The 22461-nt window shown below is 47.0% G+C and carries 22 protein-coding genes; 6 read left to right on the top strand and 16 right to left on the bottom strand.

Annotated elements, in window-relative coordinates; all coding sequences use genetic code 11:
- Positions 1–194: 194 nt before the first annotated feature.
- Together KVT36_RS10090 and KVT36_RS10085 are read left to right on the top strand one after the other, a co-directional pair.
- Entirely contained in the window at positions 195–1253 is a 1059-nt protein-coding gene (locus tag KVT36_RS10090) for a ferredoxin--NADP reductase (protein WP_217603375.1), read from the top strand.
- A 159-nt stretch (positions 1254–1412) separates the two neighbouring features.
- On the top strand, positions 1413–2537 hold the full coding sequence (locus KVT36_RS10085; protein WP_217603374.1) for a PAS domain-containing protein: 1125 nt from the start codon (positions 1413–1415) through the stop codon (positions 2535–2537).
- Positions 2538–2689: 152 nt separating this feature from the next.
- On the opposite strand, the gene KVT36_RS10080 is transcribed toward KVT36_RS10085, so the two are convergent.
- From KVT36_RS10080 to KVT36_RS10065, 4 genes are all read right to left on the bottom strand, one after another.
- On the bottom strand, positions 2690–3058 hold the full coding sequence (locus tag KVT36_RS10080; protein ID WP_217603373.1) for a hypothetical protein: 369 nt from the start codon (positions 3056–3058) through the stop codon (positions 2690–2692).
- Between the two features lie 126 nt (positions 3059–3184).
- Positions 3185–3895 carry an HAD-IIB family hydrolase gene (locus tag KVT36_RS10075; protein ID WP_217603372.1) on the bottom strand — a complete coding sequence of 237 codons (711 nt, stop codon included), beginning with the start codon at positions 3893–3895 and terminating at the stop codon, positions 3185–3187.
- Between the two features lie 10 nt (positions 3896–3905).
- Positions 3906–4979, bottom strand: coding sequence for a mechanosensitive ion channel family protein (locus KVT36_RS10070; protein ID WP_254639936.1), 1074 nt, complete (start codon positions 4977–4979; stop codon positions 3906–3908).
- Between the two features lie 137 nt (positions 4980–5116).
- A complete protein-coding gene (locus KVT36_RS10065; RefSeq protein WP_217603371.1) occupies positions 5117–5830 on the bottom strand; it encodes a pirin family protein in 714 nt (237 codons plus the stop codon).
- Between the two features lie 162 nt (positions 5831–5992).
- Between KVT36_RS10065 and KVT36_RS10060 the strand changes: the two genes are divergently transcribed.
- Positions 5993–7888: a glycoside hydrolase family 3 protein gene (locus KVT36_RS10060; RefSeq protein ID WP_217603370.1), complete on the top strand. Its 1896-nt coding sequence runs from the start codon at positions 5993–5995 to the stop codon at positions 7886–7888.
- 3 nt (positions 7889–7891) lie between these two features.
- Here the strand turns inward: KVT36_RS10060 and KVT36_RS10055 are convergent, their stop codons facing one another.
- From KVT36_RS10055 to KVT36_RS10020, 8 genes are all read right to left on the bottom strand, one after another.
- A complete protein-coding gene (locus tag KVT36_RS10055; protein WP_217603369.1) occupies positions 7892–8302 on the bottom strand; it encodes an OsmC family protein in 411 nt (136 codons plus the stop codon).
- A 262-nt stretch (positions 8303–8564) separates the two neighbouring features.
- A complete protein-coding gene (locus KVT36_RS10050; RefSeq protein WP_217603368.1) occupies positions 8565–9089 on the bottom strand; it encodes a YceI family protein in 525 nt (174 codons plus the stop codon).
- A gap of 50 nt (positions 9090–9139) precedes the next feature.
- Positions 9140–10018: a pirin family protein gene (locus tag KVT36_RS10045; protein ID WP_217603367.1), complete on the bottom strand. Its 879-nt coding sequence runs from the start codon at positions 10016–10018 to the stop codon at positions 9140–9142.
- Between the two features lie 549 nt (positions 10019–10567).
- Positions 10568–11494, bottom strand: coding sequence for a helix-turn-helix domain-containing protein (locus KVT36_RS10040; protein WP_217603366.1), 927 nt, complete (start codon positions 11492–11494; stop codon positions 10568–10570).
- Complete coding sequence (locus KVT36_RS10035; protein WP_217603365.1) at positions 11495–12283, bottom strand: segregation/condensation protein A; 789 nt, start codon at positions 12281–12283, stop codon at positions 11495–11497.
- Positions 12284–12379: 96 nt separating this feature from the next.
- Positions 12380–13321, bottom strand: coding sequence for a DUF3078 domain-containing protein (locus KVT36_RS10030; RefSeq protein WP_217603364.1), 942 nt, complete (start codon positions 13319–13321; stop codon positions 12380–12382).
- Between the two features lie 165 nt (positions 13322–13486).
- Entirely contained in the window at positions 13487–13918 is a 432-nt protein-coding gene (mscL, locus tag KVT36_RS10025) for a large conductance mechanosensitive channel protein MscL (protein ID WP_217603363.1), read from the bottom strand.
- 75 nt (positions 13919–13993) lie between these two features.
- Entirely contained in the window at positions 13994–14743 is a 750-nt protein-coding gene (locus KVT36_RS10020; RefSeq protein WP_217603362.1) for a PPK2 family polyphosphate kinase, read from the bottom strand.
- A gap of 127 nt (positions 14744–14870) precedes the next feature.
- Between KVT36_RS10020 and KVT36_RS10015 the strand changes: the two genes are divergently transcribed.
- Positions 14871–15734 carry a DMT family transporter gene (locus KVT36_RS10015; RefSeq protein ID WP_217603361.1) on the top strand — a complete coding sequence of 288 codons (864 nt, stop codon included), beginning with the start codon at positions 14871–14873 and terminating at the stop codon, positions 15732–15734.
- A gap of 122 nt (positions 15735–15856) precedes the next feature.
- Here the strand turns inward: KVT36_RS10015 and frr are convergent, their stop codons facing one another.
- Together frr and KVT36_RS10005 are read right to left on the bottom strand one after the other, a co-directional pair.
- Entirely contained in the window at positions 15857–16420 is a 564-nt protein-coding gene (frr, locus tag KVT36_RS10010) for a ribosome recycling factor (protein WP_217603360.1), read from the bottom strand.
- Between the two features lie 317 nt (positions 16421–16737).
- A complete protein-coding gene (locus KVT36_RS10005; RefSeq protein WP_254639935.1) occupies positions 16738–17679 on the bottom strand; it encodes an MraY family glycosyltransferase in 942 nt (313 codons plus the stop codon).
- A 410-nt stretch (positions 17680–18089) separates the two neighbouring features.
- Between KVT36_RS10005 and KVT36_RS10000 the strand changes: the two genes are divergently transcribed.
- A complete protein-coding gene (locus KVT36_RS10000) occupies positions 18090–18932 on the top strand; it encodes a transketolase (protein ID WP_217603358.1) in 843 nt (280 codons plus the stop codon).
- Positions 18933–19165: 233 nt separating this feature from the next.
- Here the strand turns inward: KVT36_RS10000 and KVT36_RS09995 are convergent, their stop codons facing one another.
- Positions 19166–20386 (bottom strand): ABC transporter permease, encoded by a 1221-nt coding sequence (locus tag KVT36_RS09995; RefSeq protein ID WP_217603357.1) that lies wholly within the window; start codon positions 20384–20386, stop codon positions 19166–19168.
- A gap of 9 nt (positions 20387–20395) precedes the next feature.
- Complete coding sequence (gene rbfA / locus KVT36_RS09990; RefSeq protein ID WP_089906601.1) at positions 20396–20770, bottom strand: 30S ribosome-binding factor RbfA; 375 nt, start codon at positions 20768–20770, stop codon at positions 20396–20398.
- 151 nt (positions 20771–20921) lie between these two features.
- Here rbfA and KVT36_RS09985 point away from each other — a divergent pair.
- Positions 20922–22461, top strand: a 1540-nt coding sequence (locus tag KVT36_RS09985) for an ABC transporter ATP-binding protein (protein WP_217603356.1), incomplete at its 3' end; no start/stop codon positions are given.

Genomic DNA, 22461 nt, shown 5'->3' with positions numbered 1-22461 from the left:
AGATTTACGATCTTAGATTTAGATGAAAGCGGGTTTTTAAATCTGCACTGATAGATCTAAGATCGTAAGTCATTTATTACAGACCTCTCATTCGAACTATTCCCAATAAATCTAAAATCATAGATCTCCTTTCTTCGATTACAGACCTCCCACCCGAACTATTCCCAATAGATCTTATAATCGTAAATTAGCGTATGCCGGAACTGTATCTTCGTTTACGCATTACCGATATTATAAAGGAAACACCGGACGCCTATACGTACCTCCTGGAAAATACCGGCCCGGAGCCGGTGGTATACCAGGCCGGCCAGTTCCTGACCTTCCTGGTAGAGCTGCATGGCATTACCCACCGCCGCTCTTATTCTTTAAGCTCCACACCGGGTATTGATGCCCATTTAGCCGTTACCATCCGCCAGAAACAGAATGGCGAAATATCCCGCTATATTACCGGCCACTGGAAAAAGGGCGATATTATTACCTCCCTGCTGCCCAGCGGACGTTTTACCCTGGACAGGATAGCTGCGCAGCCCCGTCATATTTTTTTGTTTGCTGCAGGCAGCGGCATTACACCGGTATTTTCTTTACTCAAACACATACTGTACCGGGAGCCGGCCGCACGTGTAACACTGGTATACAGCAGCGCCAGCCCGCAACAGGCTATTTTTTTTCAGCAGCTACAGGCACTGCAGGTGCAATTTAGCCCACAGCTGCACTGCATTTATTTGTTCAGTCAGCAAATGCCGGATGATAAAGGCATTCCCCGCCGCCTGAGCAACCTGCTGCTGGAACCTATGGTGAATGAGCTGCTGACGTTTGACCGTACTGCCGCGCAGTTCTTCATTTGCGGGCCGCCGGATTATATGCGGATGGTGATGCTGACGCTCACCTTTATGGGATTCGATGAGCCGCAGCTGCATAAAGAGAACTTTGTGGTGAATACCGGCGTAAAGCTGGAAAAGGCCGGCCGCCCGCAGGATGCATCAGTTAAGCAGGTGCAGCTGCGCATAGGTGACGCTACTTATGAGATCAGTGTACCGGGCAACCAGGATATACTGAGCAGCGCCCTGCAGCAGGGCATTAGCCTGCCTTATAGCTGTAAGGGCGGTGTATGTGGCTCCTGTACGGCTAAATGTACACAGGGTAAGGTATGGCTGGCCGTGAATGAAGTGCTGACGGATACTGAGCTGGCGCAGGGGTTTGTGCTTACCTGTGTAGGATATGCGGTGAGTGAGCGGGTGGTGATAGCGTTGTAGCCCTATTAACTCCATCTTGCGAATTATCATAATGTAAAAATTATTCTAATTCAAGGCATCGCGTAACTATTTGCTGCTTAGCGCTTTTTAACCTAATTTTTACGAAAATCCTATATGCGTTATGCCTCGCTTAGGCTGTTCTGTGGATGTCTTGCAAGTATGAGCCTATGGGTATACCTGTTATATCTGAGCAACCATTTCCTCTCTCTTCCTGCCTGGGTAACTTACGGCGCGTTTGCCGGGGCAAGCGCAGGGTTGTTATTTTTCCTGTTCCATCGCTATCGCAATGCAGAGCAATACCAGCTTGTGTTTAATACACATCCAATTCCCATGTGGATCTATGAATGCGGTACGCTGCGTTTCCTGGCTGTGAACCAGGCCGCTATTGAAAAATATGGCTTTAGCAGAAAAGAATTCCTGTCACTAACGATTAAGGATATACGCGATCCGGAGGAAGAGGAAAAGGTGGTGGAAAACCGCCGCCTGCACCAGGATGGCGCACATTACCGCGGCATCTGGAAACACAGCAAAAAAGACGGTACCAGCTTTTACTCAGAGCTATACGGACATGATCAGCGCTACCGGGGCCGCAAAGCCCGCGTGATCATGGCAGTGGATGTGGATGAAAAAATAAAAGAAAGCCTGGAAGCTAAAGAAATGGGCATCCGTTATGAGCTGCTGGCCAAAGCCACTAAAGACGCCATCTTTGACTGGGATGCGGTAAATGATTATGTAAGCTGGAACCATGGCCTGTATACCCTCTTCGGCTACCAGCCGGATGTGGTGGCTAAAAACAGGGACTGGTGGCTGGATAAGCTGCACCCTGACGACCGGGAGCGCGTATTAAACAACCTGCGGGGTTACATGGCAAACACCGATGTGTTTTATGAGCAACAATACCGCATCCTGTGCGCAAACGGGCGTTATAAAAATGTGCTGAGCCGCGGTTACATTATACGGGAAGATAGTGTAGCGGTGCGTATAGTAGGCCTGCTGCAGGATATTGATCCCATCATAGAAAAACAACGGATCATACGGCGCCTGCTGCAACAGGGCAAGGGATTACGTGAAATAGCCTGGATCAATTCACATGAAATAAGGCGCCCCGTGGTATCTATACTGGGCATTACACAATTGCTCACAGATCAGTGCCATGAAGATCCTACGCTTAATAACCAGCTGATAAACTGGCTGCACACCAGCACTTCTGAGCTGGATGATATTATTCACAAGCTGGAAGAAAAAGTGAGGGAAATTGAGCACGGACCCGAAAGCAGTAGTTAGTAACAACGAACAGAGCTGAGACATGCTCACACATGCATGCAGGAACACCTTACAACCCCGCGTTCTCGAAGCTGCGCCAAGTAAATTAATTCCAATAAATTTTAGTTAGGCTCATTTAAAGCTGGATCAGCAATGCTGTTCAACAGCCGGGATCATCCGTTAAATATGAATTGCTGAAATTCATGCCTTAGCTCCCTGTATAATTTCTGAAAGGTTTCCATACGATCGTGCAGGGTGGGATAGTCCGATACAGGACGGTCGTCATGGATTACATACACATTGTTGGATAGTTTTTTGGCAGATTGTTTCAGATCATGAAACAATTCATCCGCCACTTCCAGCTGACAAATGAACTGGTTTTGAAAATGCTCAACATGGGCCAGCATTTCTGCATCGGTTTTCTTATGTGCCATTTCTTCTAACCTGCTGCGCATGTCACGCATATCCTGGCGCACATTATCTACTTCATTTTTCCAGGAATTGATTTGCTGCAGGTCGGTAGTCTGTGTTGGAAATTCCATGGTGTATTGATTTTTTGTAGCAGTTAAATGATGAAAAAAAATAGTAGTGGAGTACTCATCATTTCCAATAGCTTATATTCAATATCCATTGTATATAGCGAAAGCCATACCTAAGGTACAAACTTTTTACATATTCCTCCCAAACCACCTGATGCCGTCCAGGATGCCCGCTGCACCTGGGTTTGAGCTTTGCAGCACATGGATATGGTGCAGGGTGTACTGTACCAGTGCGGGTTCTGCCTCGCCTACCACTACCCCGCGGAAACCGGTATCATACAGGGAGCGGTCGTTCATTGTATCACCGGCTACCAGCACCTTACCGGCCGGGTAATTTATTAACTGTATTAATTGTGTAAGGGTGCTGCCTTTGTTTACGCCGGCGGGTAATACATCCAGGAAACGGCCGGCGGATTGTATTACATCGCAGCCCAGCTCTGCTGCTATCTGTGTAGCTACATCAATAGCGGTAGTAGCATCGTAGTAAAAAGAGCAGCGGTTTTGCTGTGGCACCTCCTGGTAAGTAAGGCCGGATACCTGCTCCATACGGGTGCGCACCAGCTCCTCTCCGGCCCACTTTTTTTCAATGTCTTTTTGCAGCGGCTGCATAGGCTGCAGGTTACTGCCATTTACCACAGTGGCGCCTACATCGCAAATAATATAGTCCGGGTTGGGTATTTCCGCATCATCCAGTAAAGGCTGTACACTGGCCAGGCCACGGCCGGTTACAAATACCAGGCACAGATCCTCCTGCAACCGTATCCATTCATATAAAGCGGTGCGGTCAGCGGGGCTTCCGCCCAGGAAAGTACCATCCAGATCTGTAGCCAGTAATAACATGTTTATAAATTTATCCTTGCTTAGGCGCTTCCCCATTTTGCTGCTGTACAAATAATGTTTGCGTGGGGTAAGCAAATTCGATACCTTCTTTTTCAAAAACTTCCAATAAACCCAGGTTTATAGCCTGCTGATGATCCATGTACTTATTAAAATCACCTGTGGGCACAATATATACCACTTCATAGTCCAGCTGAGAGCTGCCAAAGCTCAGGAAGTGCGCCCGGTCAAACATTAACCCTTCCCGGCTGTTAATAATATCTTTCACTATCCCGGGTATCATAGCCAGCTTTTCCTTAGGAGTTTGATAGGTAACGCCAAACTTAAAAACAATACGGCGCCGCTCCATACGCTTATAATTATGTACACGTGAATTAGTAAGGTCTGTATTGGAAAAAACCAGCTGCTCCCCGCTCAGGCTGCGCAGGCGCGTGGTTTTAATACCAATGTATTCCACACTTCCCATTTTATCCTGCACAATTATAAAGTCGCCTATCTCAAAAGGGCGGTCAAAAAAGATCACGAAATAGCTGAAAAGATCGCCCAGGATGGTTTGTGCAGCCAACGCAATAGCAATGCCGCCTATGCCTAAGCCGGCTACAAACGTAGTTACATTCACGCCCCAGTTATTCAGTAAGAACAGGATGCCCATGATCCATATCACCGCCGTGATGATAACCATAATCCCTCTTACCTGGCGGGTTTTTTCTTCGCCATTTTCCTGTCTGGATAAATAACCGGTTAATAAAAACTGCAGCGTGGTAGTAATAGCTTTTATTATAAAGATGGTAACACTCAGGGAAAAGAGGATATTAATTACCTTATCCCACTTAGGCGGCAGATCAAGGTTAGCAAGAGCTATATAGCTCAACACCGCATATAATACCGGTACCAGCGAACGCCGTATACCTATTACCAAAAAATCATCTGTTTTACTGTCCGTTCTCTCCACCCATTTTTGCAGCCGGCGTAATAAGAACCGCTTTAGTATCAACAACACTAAAAAGCCTACCAGCAGAATGGCCAGTGAAACACAGTAGTTCAACAATGTATTACCCCAATATTGCTCTTGTAATAACTCCATCATGTCAACCAGTTTTACGGGTGAATAAAATATATCATGCTACATAGCAGGCACAAAATAAGCATCCTAAAAAAAAGACCGGCCTTTAAAGCCGATCTTTTATATAAGGTGCATTATTTTTTTATTAACGGAAAATGTAGTTAGCTCAGCATAGGTACTTCAATACGCAGTAATTCTGTGGGCGCGGTAATGCTTACCTTTACATTTTCATAATCCCAGATACCAATGGCATCACGGGTTTGCAGCGTTTCGCCGTCCACTTCCAGCTGCCCGTTCAATACAAACAGGTAACTGCCCTGCCCCGGTAATGCGGGTGTTAATTCCACGTTTTGCCCGGCATCAAACTGCCCCAGTGAAAACCAGGCATCCTGGTTGATCCATAACACCCCGCTGTTGGCTTCCGGCGAAATAACAGTCTGCAGGCGGTTATGCCGGTCTGCAGGGTCAAAGGTCTGCTGCTGGTAACGCGGTTGTATGTTACGTAATTTGGGGAATACCCAGATCTGTAAAAAATTTACCGGTTCTGTTTTTGAGGCATTAAACTCTGAGTGTGTAATGCCGCTGCCTGCGCTCATGATCTGTACATCATTACTCAGGATCTGCTGGTGCCGGCCTGTATTGTCCTTATGTTCCAGTGCGCCCTGCAAGGGTATGGATACTATTTCCATATTGTCGTGCGGGTGCTGCCCAAAGCCCATTCCTCCTTTTACCGTATCATCATTCAGTACGCGCAAGGCGCCGAAATGAATACGCTCCGGCTGGTAATAATTTGCGAAACTGAAGGTATGATAACTCTGCAACCAGCCGTGGTTAGCATATCCGCGGCTATTTGCACGATGAATGATCTTTTCCATATAAGTGATCTCCTTTTTTATTTATGATACAAATTTCGGTGTTTTCAATAGCCATGGGAATGGATGGAAAGCGGAAAAGTGTGTACAAAACATTCCCTTTTTGTGTAGTTGAGACGGGAATAATTTATGCGTATATTCAGGAATACAAAAAACATCCCACGTATGAAAACATTGCTCCCCGTTATCCTTGGCACATGCCTGCTGGCAGCCTGCCAACAGGGCGGCCCTAAAAAGAATAAGGATGGCTCGCTTACCATAAATGGCTTTACGTTCCGTGATCTTAATAAAAACGAACAGCTGGATATTTATGAAGATAAAAGGCAGCCGCTGGAACAGCGTGTGAGCGATGTATTGCGGCAAATGACGCTGGAAGAAAAAGCCGGTATGTTATTCATTAACGGCACTAAAGTAAATGCTGACGGTACCCTGGATGATAAACCGGACGGCAGCCCTATGCCGGTGCCGGCAGCTGTGAAGCTGATGGACGAAAAGAAAATGAACCACTTTAACCTGTGGCAGATACCGGCCGGGCCTAAAGAAATGGCTACCTGGTATAACAATGTGCAGCAGCATGCGGCTGCTACGCGTTTGGGCATTCCCGTTACCATCGCATCGGACCCGCGCAACCATTTCAGCAATAACATTTTTGCCATGCAGGCTACCCGCTTTTCCCAGTGGTGCGAGCCTTTGGGCCTGGCTGCTATTGGCGATCCGGAGGTAACGCGCACTTTTGCCAATGTATCCCGGCAGGAGTACCTGGCCGCAGGCATCCGCGAAGCCCTGCACCCGCAGGCCGACCTGGCTACAGAACCACGCTGGCCACGCATTAGCGGCACCTTTGGGGAAGATGCGCAGCTGGCTGCGAAACTAACGGCCGCCTATATACGGGGCTACCAGGGCGATACCCTGAATGCACAGGGCGTGGCCTGTATGACCAAACACTTCTCCGGCGGCGGCCCGCAAAAAGAAGGACTGGACCCGCATTTTGAATTTCAGAAAGGACAGGTATACCCGGGGCATAATTTCAACTATCACCTGATACCCTTTGAGGCAGCATTTAATGCGCATACTGCAGCCATCATGCCTTATTACGGCGTACCTATGGACCAGACAAATGAAAATGTAGGTTTTGCTTATAACAAAGCTATTATTACCGGTATGCTGCGGGAAAAATATCATTTTGACGGTGTGGTATGTACAGACTGGGGCCTGATCACCGACCTGAAAATGGGCGATGTAACCTGGCCTGCCAGGGCCTGGGGCGTGGAAAAGCTAAACACGGCGGAACGGGTGAAAAAGCTGCTGGATGCCGGTGTGGACCAGTTTGGAGGCGAGAATCTCCCGGAAGTGGTGGTACAGCTGGTAAAAAGTAAACAGGTAAGCGAAGCGCGTATAGACAGTTCCGTTAGAAGGCTGCTGCGCCAGAAGTTTGAGCTGGGTTTGTTTGATAATCCTTTTGTAGATGTGGACAATGCAGCCACCATTATAGGCAATGCGGACTTTCAGCAAGCCGGGGAAGCCTCCCAGCGCAAAGCCATTACCCTGCTGAAGAATGATGATAAAAAGCTGCCGCTGCCCAGCGGCAAGCTGCATATTTATATAAAGAATATTGATGCAAAAGTAGCCGCGCAATACGGCATTGTGGTAGAAAAACCGGCGGATGCAGATATTGCCATCATACGCCTGAACACGCCCTGGTACCCGGTAAACTCACCCAATGCTTTTGCACGGATGTTCCACCACGGCGATCTTGATTTTAAAGGCAAGCAGAAAGACAGCATTCTGCAATTGCTGCATACCACACCTACCATTGTAGACATTTACCTGGACCGGCCGGCTGTGATACCTGAAATTAACGCTGCTGCCAAAGGCCTGCTGGCAGATTTTGGCGCCAGTGATGCGGCTGTGCTGGATGTGATCTTCGGAAAAGCCAACCCCGGCGGTAAGCTGCCTATTGAGCTGCCATCCTCCATGGAAGCCGTACGGCAGCAGAAAGAAGATGTGCCGTATGATTCTAAGAACCCATTGTATAAGTTTGGCGCAGGACTGAGCTATTGAGCATTACGCCAGTGTTGCTTCCAGTGTGATATTTGTATTCAGCAGCTTTGATACCGGGCAGTTATGTTTTGCATCTTCTACAAATTCATCAAACCGGGCTTTATCCAGGTTGGGTACTGTGGCGTGCAATACCAGGTGGCTGTTGGTAATGGCGCCATTCTCTAAAGTAATGGTGGCTTTGGTTTCAATATTTTCCGGGGTAAAACCTGCGCCGGATATCAGAAAGCTGAGCTTCATGGAAAAACAGCCGGCATGTGCGGCGGCTATCAGCTCTTCGGGGGTAGTACCGGCGCCTTCCTCAAACCGGCTGCTGTATGAATAAGGTGTTTTATTTAATATGCCCGTTTGCGTGGTAAGATTGCCTTTGCCTTCCTTACCGGTGCCTTGCCAGTTAGCAGTTGCAGTTCTTTTCATTGTCTATCTTTTTTTGAGGTGAAATAACGGTAATGAAATTACTAAAAAAACCGCCCCGGTAATAACCGGGACGGTTTACGTTTTCTCCTGACAACTGATTCCTGCATCTCTTTTAACAGTACTGCTAATGGTCTCCTGATCTGTTACTCCTTTCCCCGTTATCAATCTCACCATTGCCAGGTGTGTTTCCTGTTCCGTTGTTCCTTGCTGATTAGTCTTATTATGGTCGTCTGTCCGTATGAACCCTCTCTATGTATATTCCTTATTGTTTAATGAACTGTACGCTGCCCAGCAGTTTCACATCATCACCTAATACTACGCCACCGGTATCGGTAGTAGCATGAAAGGTGAGGCCAAATTCTTTACGGTTGATCTTACCGGAAAGCTCAAAACCAGCTTTGGTCTGGCCCCAGGGATCTTTTTGCGTACCACCGTATTCTACGTTTAACTCTACCGGTTTGGTATTACCACGAATGGTAAGGTCGCCGGCTACTTTATAATTTTCGTCGTCTATTTTCTTTACTTCTTTAGATACAAAAGTGATCTTTGGGTGATTGGCTGCATCAAAAAAGTCAGCGGCCTGCAGGTGTGCATCACGGTCTGCATTTTTAGTGCTGATGCTGGCTACCTCTGTTTCAAACTTAATGCTGGCGTTAGAAAAATCTTCGCCGGGCGCTTCCACGGTAGCATCAAAGTTGCCGAACTGGCCGGTAACGGTAGTGATCATAAGGTGTTTTACCTTGAATTGTACTTCGCTGTGTGCAGGATCAATTTTCCAGGTTGTCATATGTTTTTTGTTTAAGTAGTTAGTTATATTATTTGTTGTTATTATCAGGTTTATAAGTGTCCCATTTTGCCGGCATTGTAATCATCAATAGCTTCCATGATCTCCTGCTGCGTGTTCATTAAGAATGGGCCGTAGGCAAAAATGGGTTCATCAATGGGCTGGCCGTTCAGCACCAGCAGTGTGGCATCGGATATAGCCGTTACCGTTATATCCTCGCCGGCAGTATCAAACATTGCTATTTCTACGGATTGGGCGGTATGAGTGCCGTTATAATTCACTTCCCCATGCAGCACTATAATACCGGTGTTATAAGCTTCCGGCAGGTGCAGATCAACCGTATCACCGGCTGCCAGCTTTATATCCAGCAAATTGATGGGAGTAAAGGTCTGGGCGGGCCCTTGCTGACCATTAAACGCACCTGCTATTACACGCACCTTACTGTTGTTACCAATCGGCACTACGGGGATCTGTTCTTTTAACAGCTCCTGGTAGCGCGGTGCGCTCATTTTATATGCTTTGGGCAGGTTCACCCATAACTGTGCTATCTCCAGCGTGCCACCGCGCCTGGTGAACTCTTTTTCATGTTTTTCTTCATGTACCACACCGGAAGCGGCGGTCATCCACTGCACATCGCCGGCATAAAGCTTACCATAGTTACCGGCAGAATCCCGGTGTTCCAGGGCTCCCTGGTATACAATGCTTACTGTTTCAAATCCGCGGTGGGGATGTTCATCTACCCCGCGCGGTTTATCGCTGGGCGGAAAGTAGGCCGGCGCTCCATAATCCAGCAGAAAGAAGGGGCTGATGCGCCTTCCAAGCCGGTTCCCGTTGGGAAACACGTTCTGTACACTGAATCCGTCTCCCACCATATGCGGCGCCGGCGCTTTATATATTTCAATTACCTTTTTTGTTGTTTTCGTGATATTCATAATTACCTCCTGAATACGATACAAAATTACATGTTGCAACAAATGTTGGAAATGGATTAAATGATGTAAGTGGTGGACTTTTTTTAAATACCGGAGGCCTGTAAAGTAAAAGAGAGGGCTCTTAGAAATCAATTTATTGGAAATGAATAGTTTAGGCATACCAACCAGGCCCTGACATGAACTTCACTAGGGATGGACTAGGGAAAAACATGGGATTTAGGAGGGAAAGACATGAGAAACTCATGGGAAAGACATGGGAGGAACATGAAGTAAGATGATGGACGGATGCTGAAAACCCGGGTGATAAAAAAGGGTAGGCTTTTATGTAGGGGGGAGGAGTTGCGCAGGGATGTCAGTAGGGAAAAAGGAATATTTTAGGAGGGCAGGACCCTAGTTGCGCAGCAATTGCGCACGGGTTGCGCAGCAATTACGCGGCCTTTTTAGGAGGGAACATAACAATATGGATTCCCTTAAACAATGCTTAACTAAAACCATATGCCCCTGCATATTGACCCAGATCAATATTATTCACATCTTAAAAGGATGATCTTACAGGATAGGAGCGCTTAACCCATTTACCGGCGCACCGGCACGGGCAGCATCCCGGAACTCAGAAGGGCTTTGATTGGTGTATTTCTTAAAAAAGCGGCTAAAGTAGTGCGGATCCTCAAACCCCAGCTTATAGGCTATTTCCTTAGCTGTAAGGTCAGTATTGTACAAATAGCGCTGGGCTTCCAGTATAATGCGGTTGCGGATATGCTCGCCGGCGGTAATGCCGGATAACTGCTTGCTGATATCATTCAGCAGCACGGGTTTTATATGCAGCTGGTCTGCATAGTCGGACACATTTTTTAAATGGTGGTAATTTTCCTCTATCAGGTTTTTAAAGTGCAGGAATACGGAGCTGTTATGCGCGGCAAACTGCTCCGGCACAGCGGCCATGCTGGCGCCTTTTATACGGGATGCCAGCACCAGGAAATAACGCAGCAGGCTATGGAGCGCGGTTTCATAACCGGCTTCTTTCTCCTGCATTTCCCGCATCATACGCTGTACAATTACCTCAAACTCTTTTTCCTGTTCTGCATCCAGCGTAATAACGCTGCTGAACTGGTTGTTGATGAACAGGCTGGACTGGATGCCTGCCATATTAGCGGCTTCCTGCAGGCACATAAATGCATCCGGGAAAGCGATCATGTAACCATCCACCTTTTCACTAAAGTGCATTTTATGCACCTGGCGCGGGGCCAGGAAAAAGAGGGTGTTCCGCTTTACCACATGGGTAACGGTATCAATAGTATGGGTAAGCTCACCTTTTTTGATCCAGTAAATGGTATAGAACTCGTGCCGGTGGGGCGCTTCGTTATGAGCAAAAAAATCAGGCCCAAGGGAGCATAAGGTGGATACCACAAAGGATGCATCTGCCTTGGCATACTCCGGCAGGGACACTATTTCAATATGATCTCTTTTCTCAGCCATTTAATCTTTTTCAAACACACCTGCTACTTCTTCTTCCCTGTCGGCAGGGTCTACGTAATCAATAATAAAGTTATTGCGGCCCTCGCCTACCATAATACCCAGGTATTTCTGCTGCACCAGCTCCAACATGCTCAGGAACAGGAAAATAGCGTGAATACGGTCTTTACAGTGGTCAAAGATCTTTTCAAAGGCCAGCGTTTTTTCCACACGGGCCAGGTCCATCATATACTCGCGGGAACCTTCCATGGTGTAATCATACTTATACACCACGTGCTGGGGTTTATTTTGCTGCGCCTTAATGCGCTGCATTACCTTTTCAAAGGTTTTGGTGAGCTTAAAAAGCGTGAGGGTTTGCACCTCTGTACCTTCGCTGGTCACTTCCCCTATTTCTGCCAGCTCCTTGGCTATATTACCGCGTTTTATCTGCAGCATACGTTCCGCCTCTTTCTCTGCCAGCTCTGCTGCGGCCTGTTTGTACCGTTTGTATTCCAGGATCTTATCCACCAGCTCCAGGCGGGGATCAATTTCATTCCCCTGCTCATCTATCTCTTTACGGGGCAGCAGGGTTTTGGCCTTGATACGCATAAGGGTGGCTACGAACAGGATGAACTCACTGGCCAGCTCAATATTCAGGGACTTCATGTGGTGAATATACTCCAGGAAGTCCTGCGTGATCTTATTGATGGGAATATTGTAAATATCCAGCTCATCCCTTTCTATAAAGAACAGGAGCAGGTCAAAAGGCCCTTCAAATTGCGGTAGTTTTATTTTGTAGCTGTTATCGCTCACCTTGTAATTAATAATGAAGAATTAAGAATTAATATAGTAGCGGCATACATTTATGCCGCTACTATAAACGTCATTATCAAAAATAGTGAAAATCCTTTAGAACCGGGCCGAGAATCCGACGCCTATAATCTCCTTGACCTGCAATCGTGGCCCCTTTACACCGGTCTTTTCGTTCACAAATTCCTTAACATCATCATCATAGATCAGGTCTACATTCAGGTTGGCAGTAATGTATTTATTTACCTTCAGCATCAATGCGTTGGTCATAAACAGATCTATGTTCTGGGGGTTATGCCGGTAGTCGGAAAACAGGTCCAGCCGGGTTTTGAAAGTAATATTCTTCATGATCTCCTTTACATAGTTCACAGACACGTAAGCACCCATCTGGTACAGCACATGTTTGCCGCTATCTACCCCATAAGCGCCTATGGAGGAGAGATAATCATCCATTACTACCACAAAACGGGCGGAGATAGGCGTCATGAACACTGACAATGCCTCATTCGGTTTATAATCAAAACCGGGCGCTAACAGTACGTAGGCCGGTGAAAAGAAACGGGAGGTAAGCTGTGGCGGCACACTATCGTACAGGTAACCTTTAGTGAACTGGGTGCGCAGGTTAAATAATGCGCTCAGGTACCAATGGTTACCAATATCATAACCATACTTACTCGTAAAGTCTATACGGTCATCGCTTTTACGGCTGCCTAAGCTGGTAGTTCTTACATAGCCGTAGGCCAGGTCCAGCACATTATCCCAGGTTTTGCGCCCCTGCCGGTAAGCAATATAACCGGTAAAGGTAGAGGCTACTGAGAAAGTGAATTTATCGCCACCCGCAGCCCAGTTGGAAAGAGTACCCTGGTTTATATTTACATTAAACAGGCCGCCTTTGCGCCAGCGCGCCTTGGCCGTATCTTCCTGGGTGAGCTTGAACTTCTTTTCCATCTCCTCACGTTCTGTTCTCCAATCCTGGGCATGGAGTGTATACATGCCTGTTAAAAAGCATAAAAGGAATAACCCTGTAAACTTCAATTTCATCAGCAAATAGTTTGTTTTTTTTATAAACCGGCCTTGCGGCAGCGGCGTGATGGTACTGCACGATAATGGTTGCATGGTAACAAAGGTTTTCAGTGACTACAACAATTGGCTTCCTTTCCCTTATTCATTGAATAAAGAACTTGTAGCATAATATACCTGTAATGCTTACCTGGATTTAAGCGCATCCCTGATCTCAGTGAGCAATTTTTCCTGTGTAGTAAGTTCCGGGGGCCCGGCTGGTGCAACTGCTTCTTTTTTACGTGTTAAGCGGTTCATGAATTTAACCAGCAGGAACACACAGAAGGCTATAATAATAAAGTCAATGATATTCTGAATAAACGCACCATAAGCAAATGTAGCTACCCCGGCGGCTTTGGCATCGGCCAGGGTTTTAAACTCTCCTTTACTTTTGTCCAGTAATATGAACTGATCTGTAAAGCTTCTGCCTTGCAGGAATAAACCTACAACAGGCATAATAATGTTGTCTACCAACGATGTTACGATCTTGCCAAAAGCTCCTCCAATGATCACACCCACTGCCAGATCCATTACGTTGCCTTTTACGGCAAATTCTTTGAATTCTTTAAAGAACGACATATGGAAAGGTTTTATGGTTACGAATTACGGGCACAAAATAATCATATCTTCCGGAACCGGTTCATTATTAAGGTATTATTTCTGCTTTAAGGCCGGGTATTTCATTTTCAGACCTTTTAGGGTATCCTTTAACGTTTTGGCCACTACGTATTCTTTATACCAGTTGTGATCTGATGGTACAATGGTCCAGGGGATGTTATTACACTGCTCAAACACATCTTCATAGGCCTTGCGGTATTGTTTCCACAGCTTACCTTCTTCCAGGTCATTCGCGTTATACTTCCACATTTTACGCGGATCCTGTGTGCGCTCTTCCAGGCGCTGTGCCTGGGTTTCGGGGGATATGTGCAGGTAAAACTTCAGTATATGTGTGTTATTATGTTCTGTTAATAGTTTTTCAAAATCGTTGATCGCATCCATTCTTTTCTGAATGGTCTTTTCATCTACCCACTTATGTACCCGTTGTATCAATACATCTTCATAATGCGAGCGGTTAAATACATGTATCATGCCTTTGCCTGGTACATGGCGATGGATGCGCCATAAAAAGTCATGCTCCATCTCTTCTTCCGTTGGGGCTTTAAACGGCTGTACCCTTACGCCCAGCGGATTCATTTGCCCCAGCACATTATGCACCACTCCATCTTTACCGCTGGCATCCATGCCTTGTAATACTACCAGCACCGAATGCTGATGTTGGGCATACAACAGGTTCTGCAGCTCATCCAGCTCCGTAATCAGGTCCCGGGTATTAGCTTTAATAACTTCTTTATCCAGTTTTTTGGGCGCCGTAGTGCTGATGTGGGACAGTTTGATCTTTGCCATAAAGGGAGGGTATATGCTTGCTGTCACTAAAATTAACAAATAAGTTGCTTAACTGTTGCGGGCCCATGAAAACACTTGGGGGAATGGCCGCTTATACAGACCTTTGTTCCTCAAAAAATCTACTGTCTTGGATAAACGCCTAGCTCACTGGAGTATCTTTTTACTATTATCTCTTACCTGGGGCAGCTCTTTTATACTGATGAAAATAGGCATGGAAGGCCTGCAATCCTACCAGGTGGCCAGCGTACGCATGCTGGCTGCCGGCTTATCACTGCTGCCATTTTTTTTCAAATACATACGGCAAACACCGCGTAATAAGATCCCGGTGATCATTTTATCCGGCATCTTGGGCAATGGTATACCCGCTTATTTGTTTTGCCTGGCGGAAACCCGCATAGACAGCGCGCTGGCGGGCATCTTGAATGCGCTTACCCCTTTAATGGCGCTGCTGGCAGGCCTGGTTATTTTTAAAAGCCCGTTTGAAAAGAAACAACTGATCGGCGTTAGCATTGGCCTGTTAGGTGTGGTGGGCTTATTTGCTGCCAATGGTGTTAACACCGGCTACTGGTATTACGGCTTTTTTATACTACTGGCTACGGTTTGTTATGGGGTTAACATTAGCCTGGTGCACCATTATCTGAAGGGTTTCAGCTCTGTACAGCTAAGCTCTATTGCACTATTCTTTTGTGCGGTGTTCACTTTCCCGGTATTGCTGTTCAGCAACTTTTTCCCGCTGTTTACCGGCCCGCATGCGCCCTGGATATCCTTATCCGCAGCTACTACGCTGGGGGTGCTGGGCAGCGGTATTGCTACCGTATTGTTTTATATACTGATACAAAAGGCCGGTTCTGTATTTGCATCCATGGTCACATATGCGTTACCGGTAGTGGCTATTGGCTGGGGCTTACTGGCAGGTGAGCAGATCGGCTGGGTGCAGGTATTGTGTTTGGGCGTAATATTGGGAGGGGTGTACCTGGTGAATAAGAAATGATGTGCAGATGTGCGGATATGCAGATGTGCAGATGAATTAGCCCACAAATAAAATGTGCAGATATGCATGGTGATCTCCTAAGATCATTTGCACATCTGCACATTTGCATATCAGCACATTTATTAAATGGCCATAATCTCTTTTTCCTTGGTAGCGCAATGTTTGTCTATCAGGACAATATATTTATCCGTCAGGGTTTGGATATCGGCTTCGGCATCTTTGGCAATGTCTTCGCTTAACCCGTCTTTCTGCAGTTTCTTAATGTTTTCAATGGCATCGCGGCGAATGCTGCGGATGGATACTTTACCCTGCTCGCCTTCACCGGCTGCACGTTTTACAAACTCCCGGCGGCGCTCTTCTGTTAAAGGAGGCAGGAACAAACGGATCGTCTGTCCATCGTTCTGTGGGTTAAGACCAATATTGGCCGCTATGATAGCCCTTTCAATAGGCTGTATCATGTTCTTTTCCCAGGGCTGAATGGTAAGGGTGCGTGCATCGGCCACGCTTACATTGGCCACCTGGTTAAGCGGGGTACTGGAACCGTAATAGTCAACGGATAAACCATCCAGTATCTGGGGATTTGCTTTACCGGCCCTGATCTTCGTGAGCTCTACTTCCAGGTGTTTAATGGCTTTCTCCATGGAATCTGTAGCATCCTCCATAATTAAGGCTAGATCGTCTTGCATAGCAAAAAATTAGTTAAGTGCCTGCAAACCTACAGGATTTCTTTTAATCGTCAAAGAACGTGGAACGCTAAATGCGGAACGCAGAACACTGAATGCGTAGCTGCTACAATCCAATAGTTAACATATAGAATACTGGGAGTATATAGAGGATGGGAGAAAGCGGAAGGCTTAAAGCTGAAAGCACAAAGCTGAATCCCAGGCAGTGATATACATCAACTGCATGTTGCCTGCTAATGCGATACTCCCTAAGCAAAAACGCCTGACACTATGAAGTATCAGGCGTTCAGCTTTATGCGTTTAGCGTTCTGCGTATGTTATTATTTGTCCTGCAGCATACCTTCGGGATTTACCCTCAGTATTTTGGGTTTGGCAATAACCGGCTCTTTGTTCACGGTTACAGTTGCCGGTGCAACAGTTTGTAATACTGCTGCGGGCACAGGTTTGGGTATAGCCTTCTTTTTCTTGGCCAGGTACAGCCCAATGGTCAGGATACCGGCAGAACCGGTTACCAGGAGCAGCAGGTAGTTTGTACCCAGGTCCTGCAGCGCAAAGGCAGCAGCTACATATACTATATTGGAGGCCACAGCTACCAGGGTGGTTTGCTTGTGGTTCAGCTTCAGTTCCAGCAGGTAATGGTGAATGTGGTTACGGTCTGCCGTGAAAGGGGACCGGCCTTTGAGCATACGGATAGAAAATACCCGCAGCGTATCGAACAGGGGTACTATCAGGATGGCAAAAGCTACTGCCGGTACGCCATTAACCGGCAATTTAGCAGCCGGGTTGCCAGCTACTTCTATGAATTTTACTATGAGGATGGCATTTACCAGGCCTACCAGCAGGGAGCCGGTATCGCCCATGAAAATACGTGCGGGGGAAATATTATATATCAGGAAAGCTGCCAACCCGCCGGCCAGGCCAAATCCCAGTACTGCATACAGCGTTTCGCCGGCGTACAGGAAATAAGTGCCCATAATACAGGATACCAGCATACCAATGCTGCCGGCCAGGCCGTCTACCCCATCTATCAGGTTAAAGGCATTAATAATTACCAGGAAAGTAAAATAAGTGAGCAACAGCCCGAAGTGAGGGGGTAAAGCATTGATACCCAGGAAACCATACATGCTGTTGATCTGGAGGTTACCCAGATATATTACCGCAAAAGAGGCGATCAGCTGACCTATGAGCTTTTTTAACGGAGACAGCCCTATGATATCGTCCTTCAAACCCACCATGAAGATGATAAAGAAGGCTGCTATCATATACTGAAAAGGGGAATTTGCCAGCGACGGTGCACATACCGCGGCTGCCATCACAAAGCCCGAAAAGAAGCCGATACCCCCTAAGGTAGGAATATTGGTCTTATGCGATTTTCTTTCATCCGGTTCGTCGTACAAGTGCTTTAATTCTGCAACCCTGATCAGTGCCGGGATTGCAAAATAAGTGACAACAAAACTTAGGACGCTTGCAATTAATACATTCTCCATCAGTAGGGGGTTATAATACTAGATTATACAAAGATATTAAATTCAATTAAATGAATATCAATAAAATTCAAAAACTAAAAAACTGTGACTACCCGAACACTAATTTCGTAAAAGTTTGTGGATCCGCTCTCTAAATCTTGGTAAATATCTCTTAGTTTTGCCATTTTAAAAAAATTGCAACTATCATGCCGAAGCTTCAAGAAATTGCCACTCAGATAAGAAGGGATATTGTACGCATGGTACATGCCGTGCAAAGCGGCCACCCTGGTGGCTCCCTGGGATGCACCGATTATTTTGCCGCCTTATTTTTTAAGGTAATGCAGCACAAACCCCAGCCCTTTGACATGGATGCCAGGGACCAGGATATGTTTGTACTGTCCAACGGGCATATTTCCCCGGTGTATTACAGCGCATTAGCCAGATCAGGTTATTTTCCCACGGAAGAACTGAGCACTTTCCGCAAACTTAACTCCCGCCTGCAGGGCCACCCCACTACCCATGAGCACCTGCCGGGTATCCGGATCGCCAGCGGCTCCCTGGGCCAGGGTATGAGCGTGGCTATAGGCGCTGCACTGACCAAAAAGCTGAATAACGATAAAGGCCTGGTGTTTTCCCTGCATGGCGACGGCGAGCTGGAAGAAGGACAGGTTTGGGAAGCCATTATGTTTGCCCCCCACCATAAAGTGGATAACCTGATTATTACGGTTGACTGGAATGGTCAGCAGATTGACGGCCCTACCGACCAGATTGGCGGCCTGGGCGACCTGCCGGCAAAATTCAAAGCTTTTGGCTGGAACGTGATCGTACTGGAAAATGGTAACGACCTGGATGAGGTGGTAGCTACCCTGGAAAAGGCTAAAGGCCTGACCGGTAAGGGACAACCTATTGCCATAATGATGAAAACTGTGATGGGTAAAGGAGTTGACTTTATGGAAGGCCACCATGAATGGCATGGTATTGCCCCCAGCGACGAGCAACTGGCTAAAGCCCTGGAGCAGCTGCCGGCAACTACTTTAGGAGACTATTAATTACGAATTAGTCAATTACGACCCCGCCAAAACGGGCATAAATGCCATTGTAAGTATTTATTATATGAATAATTACAAATTAGGCAGCACACCTGGATTGTGGTTCGTGATTGATAACCAGTGATTTAAAATAAAAAGGGAAGACTGTTGTTATTAACCGTCTTCCCTTTTGTTATTGAGTTCTTTTACGGAACAAACTTACTATCAGGCAAACACCCAATCCGTAATTAACCTCAGGTTGCCTTCAGCTCTATCCCTAACACCGATGCCCGCCTGGCCGGATACCAGCTGGCGCCTATGCCAATTACGATAATGGTAATGCTTACCAGCACAAAATCCATGGGGTGCATGCTTACGGGGTAAGCATCTACCAGGAAAGAAGTGCCTTCCAGCTTTATAATGCCAAACTGCTGCTGTATCCAACATACCAGGGCACCTAATCCAAACCCCAGGCCTGCTCCTATCCCCGCAATGATCAAGCCCTCTGCCAAAAATATTTTCATGATCAGCTGCTGCCGCGCACCCATCGCTTTCAGGATGGTAATATCCTTTTGCTTTTCAATGACCAACATGGACAGGGAACCGATCATGTTAAACGCAGCTATGATCAGTATAAAGCTAAGGATCACGTACACCGCCCACTTTTCCGTTTGCATAATAGCATATAGCGCCTGGTTTTGCTCATAACGGGTCTGAACTTTGAACTGCGGGCCTAATAGCTGTTCCAGCCTGTGTTTCAGCACCAGATCCTCCGTACCATTGGCTGTGGCAATTTCCAGGGCCGACATTTCATTGGGCCCCAGCTCCAGCAGCTTGCGCATAAAATCAATATGGGTAATAACGTATTTGCTGTTAAACTCCTGCTGAATGGCAAAGGCGCCGGCAGGGTACAGATAGCTGCTGTTCAGCGCCTCATTGGGCAGCAGCCCACCGGCGCTGCGGCGGGGCACATACACATCCACCGGTACCATACTGCGTTCCACATCCACACCCAGCGCGCTTTCCAGCTCTACGCCCAATACGGCGCGGTATGCGTTCTCGTCACCGGTATCAAAGCGGCCGCGTACCACCTTTTCCTTTACGCGGGTTACTTCATTATAGTGGCTGTCTACCCCCTTTAGCGTGGCAATGGTCTTTTCCTCTCCAAACTGCATCACCGCCTTTTCCTCTATTACTGCGGAGTAATGCGCCACTCCCTTTACTGCAGCTATTTGTTTTAGCTGCGCAGGGCTGAGCAAAATAGTTTTACCCGTAACCGGGCTTACTTTAACAGAGGGGTAAAAGGAGGAGTACAGGGACTTTACCAGCCCTTCAAAACCATTAAAAACACTGAGTATAACAATAAGCGCACCGGCGCCAACGCCAATGGCTACCACACTTACCCATGCTATAATGTTAATAGCATTGGTTGATTTTTTGGCCCTGAAATACCGGGAAGCAAACTGCCAGATCATTAGAAGTATTTACTTGTTTTCCTTACCGGCATCATCGTCCTTAATTTTTTTGAACAGCTCCTCCATACGGAACACATAGTCCAGTGTATCATCCAGGAAAAAGGAAAGCTCGGGTACCCGGCGCAGCTGCTTGCCTACGCGCATGCCCAGTTCCTTGCGGATCTCCCAGCCTCTTTCCTTGATACGCTCCATCATATCCGCACTGTCTTTTATCTGGAACATGCTCAGGTATACCCTGGCTTCCAGCAGATCGGGTGTAACCCGTACGGCAGAAAGCGATATCATACCGCCTTCAATAACGTTGTACCCCATCCGCTGAAAAATATCGCTCAGCTCTTTCTGTAATAACTGTCCTACTTGTTTCTGCCTCTTAGTTTCCTGCATAATGTAAAGTTGTATGGTCGTACGGCTGTATCACCATACAACCGTATAATATAGTAACTTGCGCACTTATTCTGATCTGGCAAAGATACATGAAACCTTGCATGGTTAATGCGGGGTTCCGTATTGCCGCTGAAAAGACAAATAATTAGGAATGAAAACGTTTTTTCGCTTACTGCAATTATCCCGGCCCTACCACCATTATGTGCCGGAATATATAGTATATATTTTTCTTTATACCATTTTCAGCCTGTTCAGCTTCACCCTTGTAATGCCTTTGATGGATGCCCTGTTTGCCACCGGGCAGCAGGCCGTTGTAACACACCTACCCAAATTCTCACTTTCTATAGCTTATTTTAAGGATGTTTTTAACTACTACCTCACTTACTATATGAATACTACCGGCAAGTTTGGTATGCTGGTGTATGTGTGCATAGTGGTGCTGGTAGCAGTGCTGCTTAAGAACCTGTTTGGCTTCCTGGGTCAGAAGGTGCTTACCCGCATGCGTGTAACCATGGTGATGAGAATGCGTGAAAAGCTGTATGCACAGTTCAGCACCCAATCCCTGCGCTTTTTTCAGCAGGAGCGTAAAGGCGATCTGCTGTCCACCATCAGCAGCGATGTGGTAGAGGTGGAAGCTTCTGTGGTAACCTCCCTGCAAACTATTTTCCGGGATCCGCTGCAGGTCATCTCCACATTCATTGCTTTGTTCATTCTCTCTAAAACCCTTACACTGTTCACTTTGCTGGTGTTTCCTGTTTCGGGTTACCTGATCTCCCTGATCACCGGCAAGCTAAAGAAAAAGGGGACTCTAAGCCAGAATTTGCTGGGTAAAATTGTAAATACGGCAGAGGAAACGTTATCGGGTATACGTATTATCAAGGCCTTTAATGCAGAGGGCTTCATGAAAAAGAAATTTGCCCGGGAGAACGGGGATTATGCCGAGACGGTAAGGGCTATGCAAAACCAGCGGGAGCTGGCTTCCCCGCTGTCTGAAACCATGGGTGTGCTGGTGATCGTTATTATCATGGTGTATGCGGGCAATCTTATACTTACCGGGCGTAGCGAGCTTACGGCCGCCGCCTTTATTGCCTACATTGCGCTGTACTTCCAGATCATTGCACCGGCAAAGAATATTGCCAATGCCTTTGCGGTAATGCCCCGTGGCCTGGCTGCCGGCGAGCGTGTGCTGCGCGTGCTGGATGTACCCAGCACCATACAGGATAAACCTAACGCCGGGGCTATACGTAGTTTTGAAAAAGAGATCGAGTATCAGAACGTTACTTTCCGCTATGAGCAGCAGGATGTGCTGAAAAATATAAACCTCCGCATTCAGAAAGGTAAAATGGTAGCGCTGGTAGGTAAAAGCGGCGCCGGCAAATCAACCATGGCCGACCTGCTGCCCCGTTTTTATGATGTTACAGAAGGCCGCATCAGCATTGACGGGCAGGACATACGCGACCTGCAAATGGAAAACGTACGCGGGTTAATGGGTATGGTATCCCAGGAGGCTATTTTGTTTAATGATACTGTATTCAATAACATTGCTTTTGGCCAGCCCAATGCCGATAAGGAAGCTGTGATACAGGCCGCTAAAATTGCCAATGCGCATGAATTTATTGTGCAGCTGGATGAAGGTTATGAAACCAGCATTGGCGACCGTGGCATGAAGCTGAGCGGCGGCCAGCGCCAGC

It is taken from the genome of Chitinophaga sp. GbtcB8 (assembly GCF_019091455.1).
GTDB lineage: Bacteria > Bacteroidota > Bacteroidia > Chitinophagales > Chitinophagaceae > Chitinophaga.
This window is presented reverse-complemented; position numbering and strand designations above follow the sequence as displayed.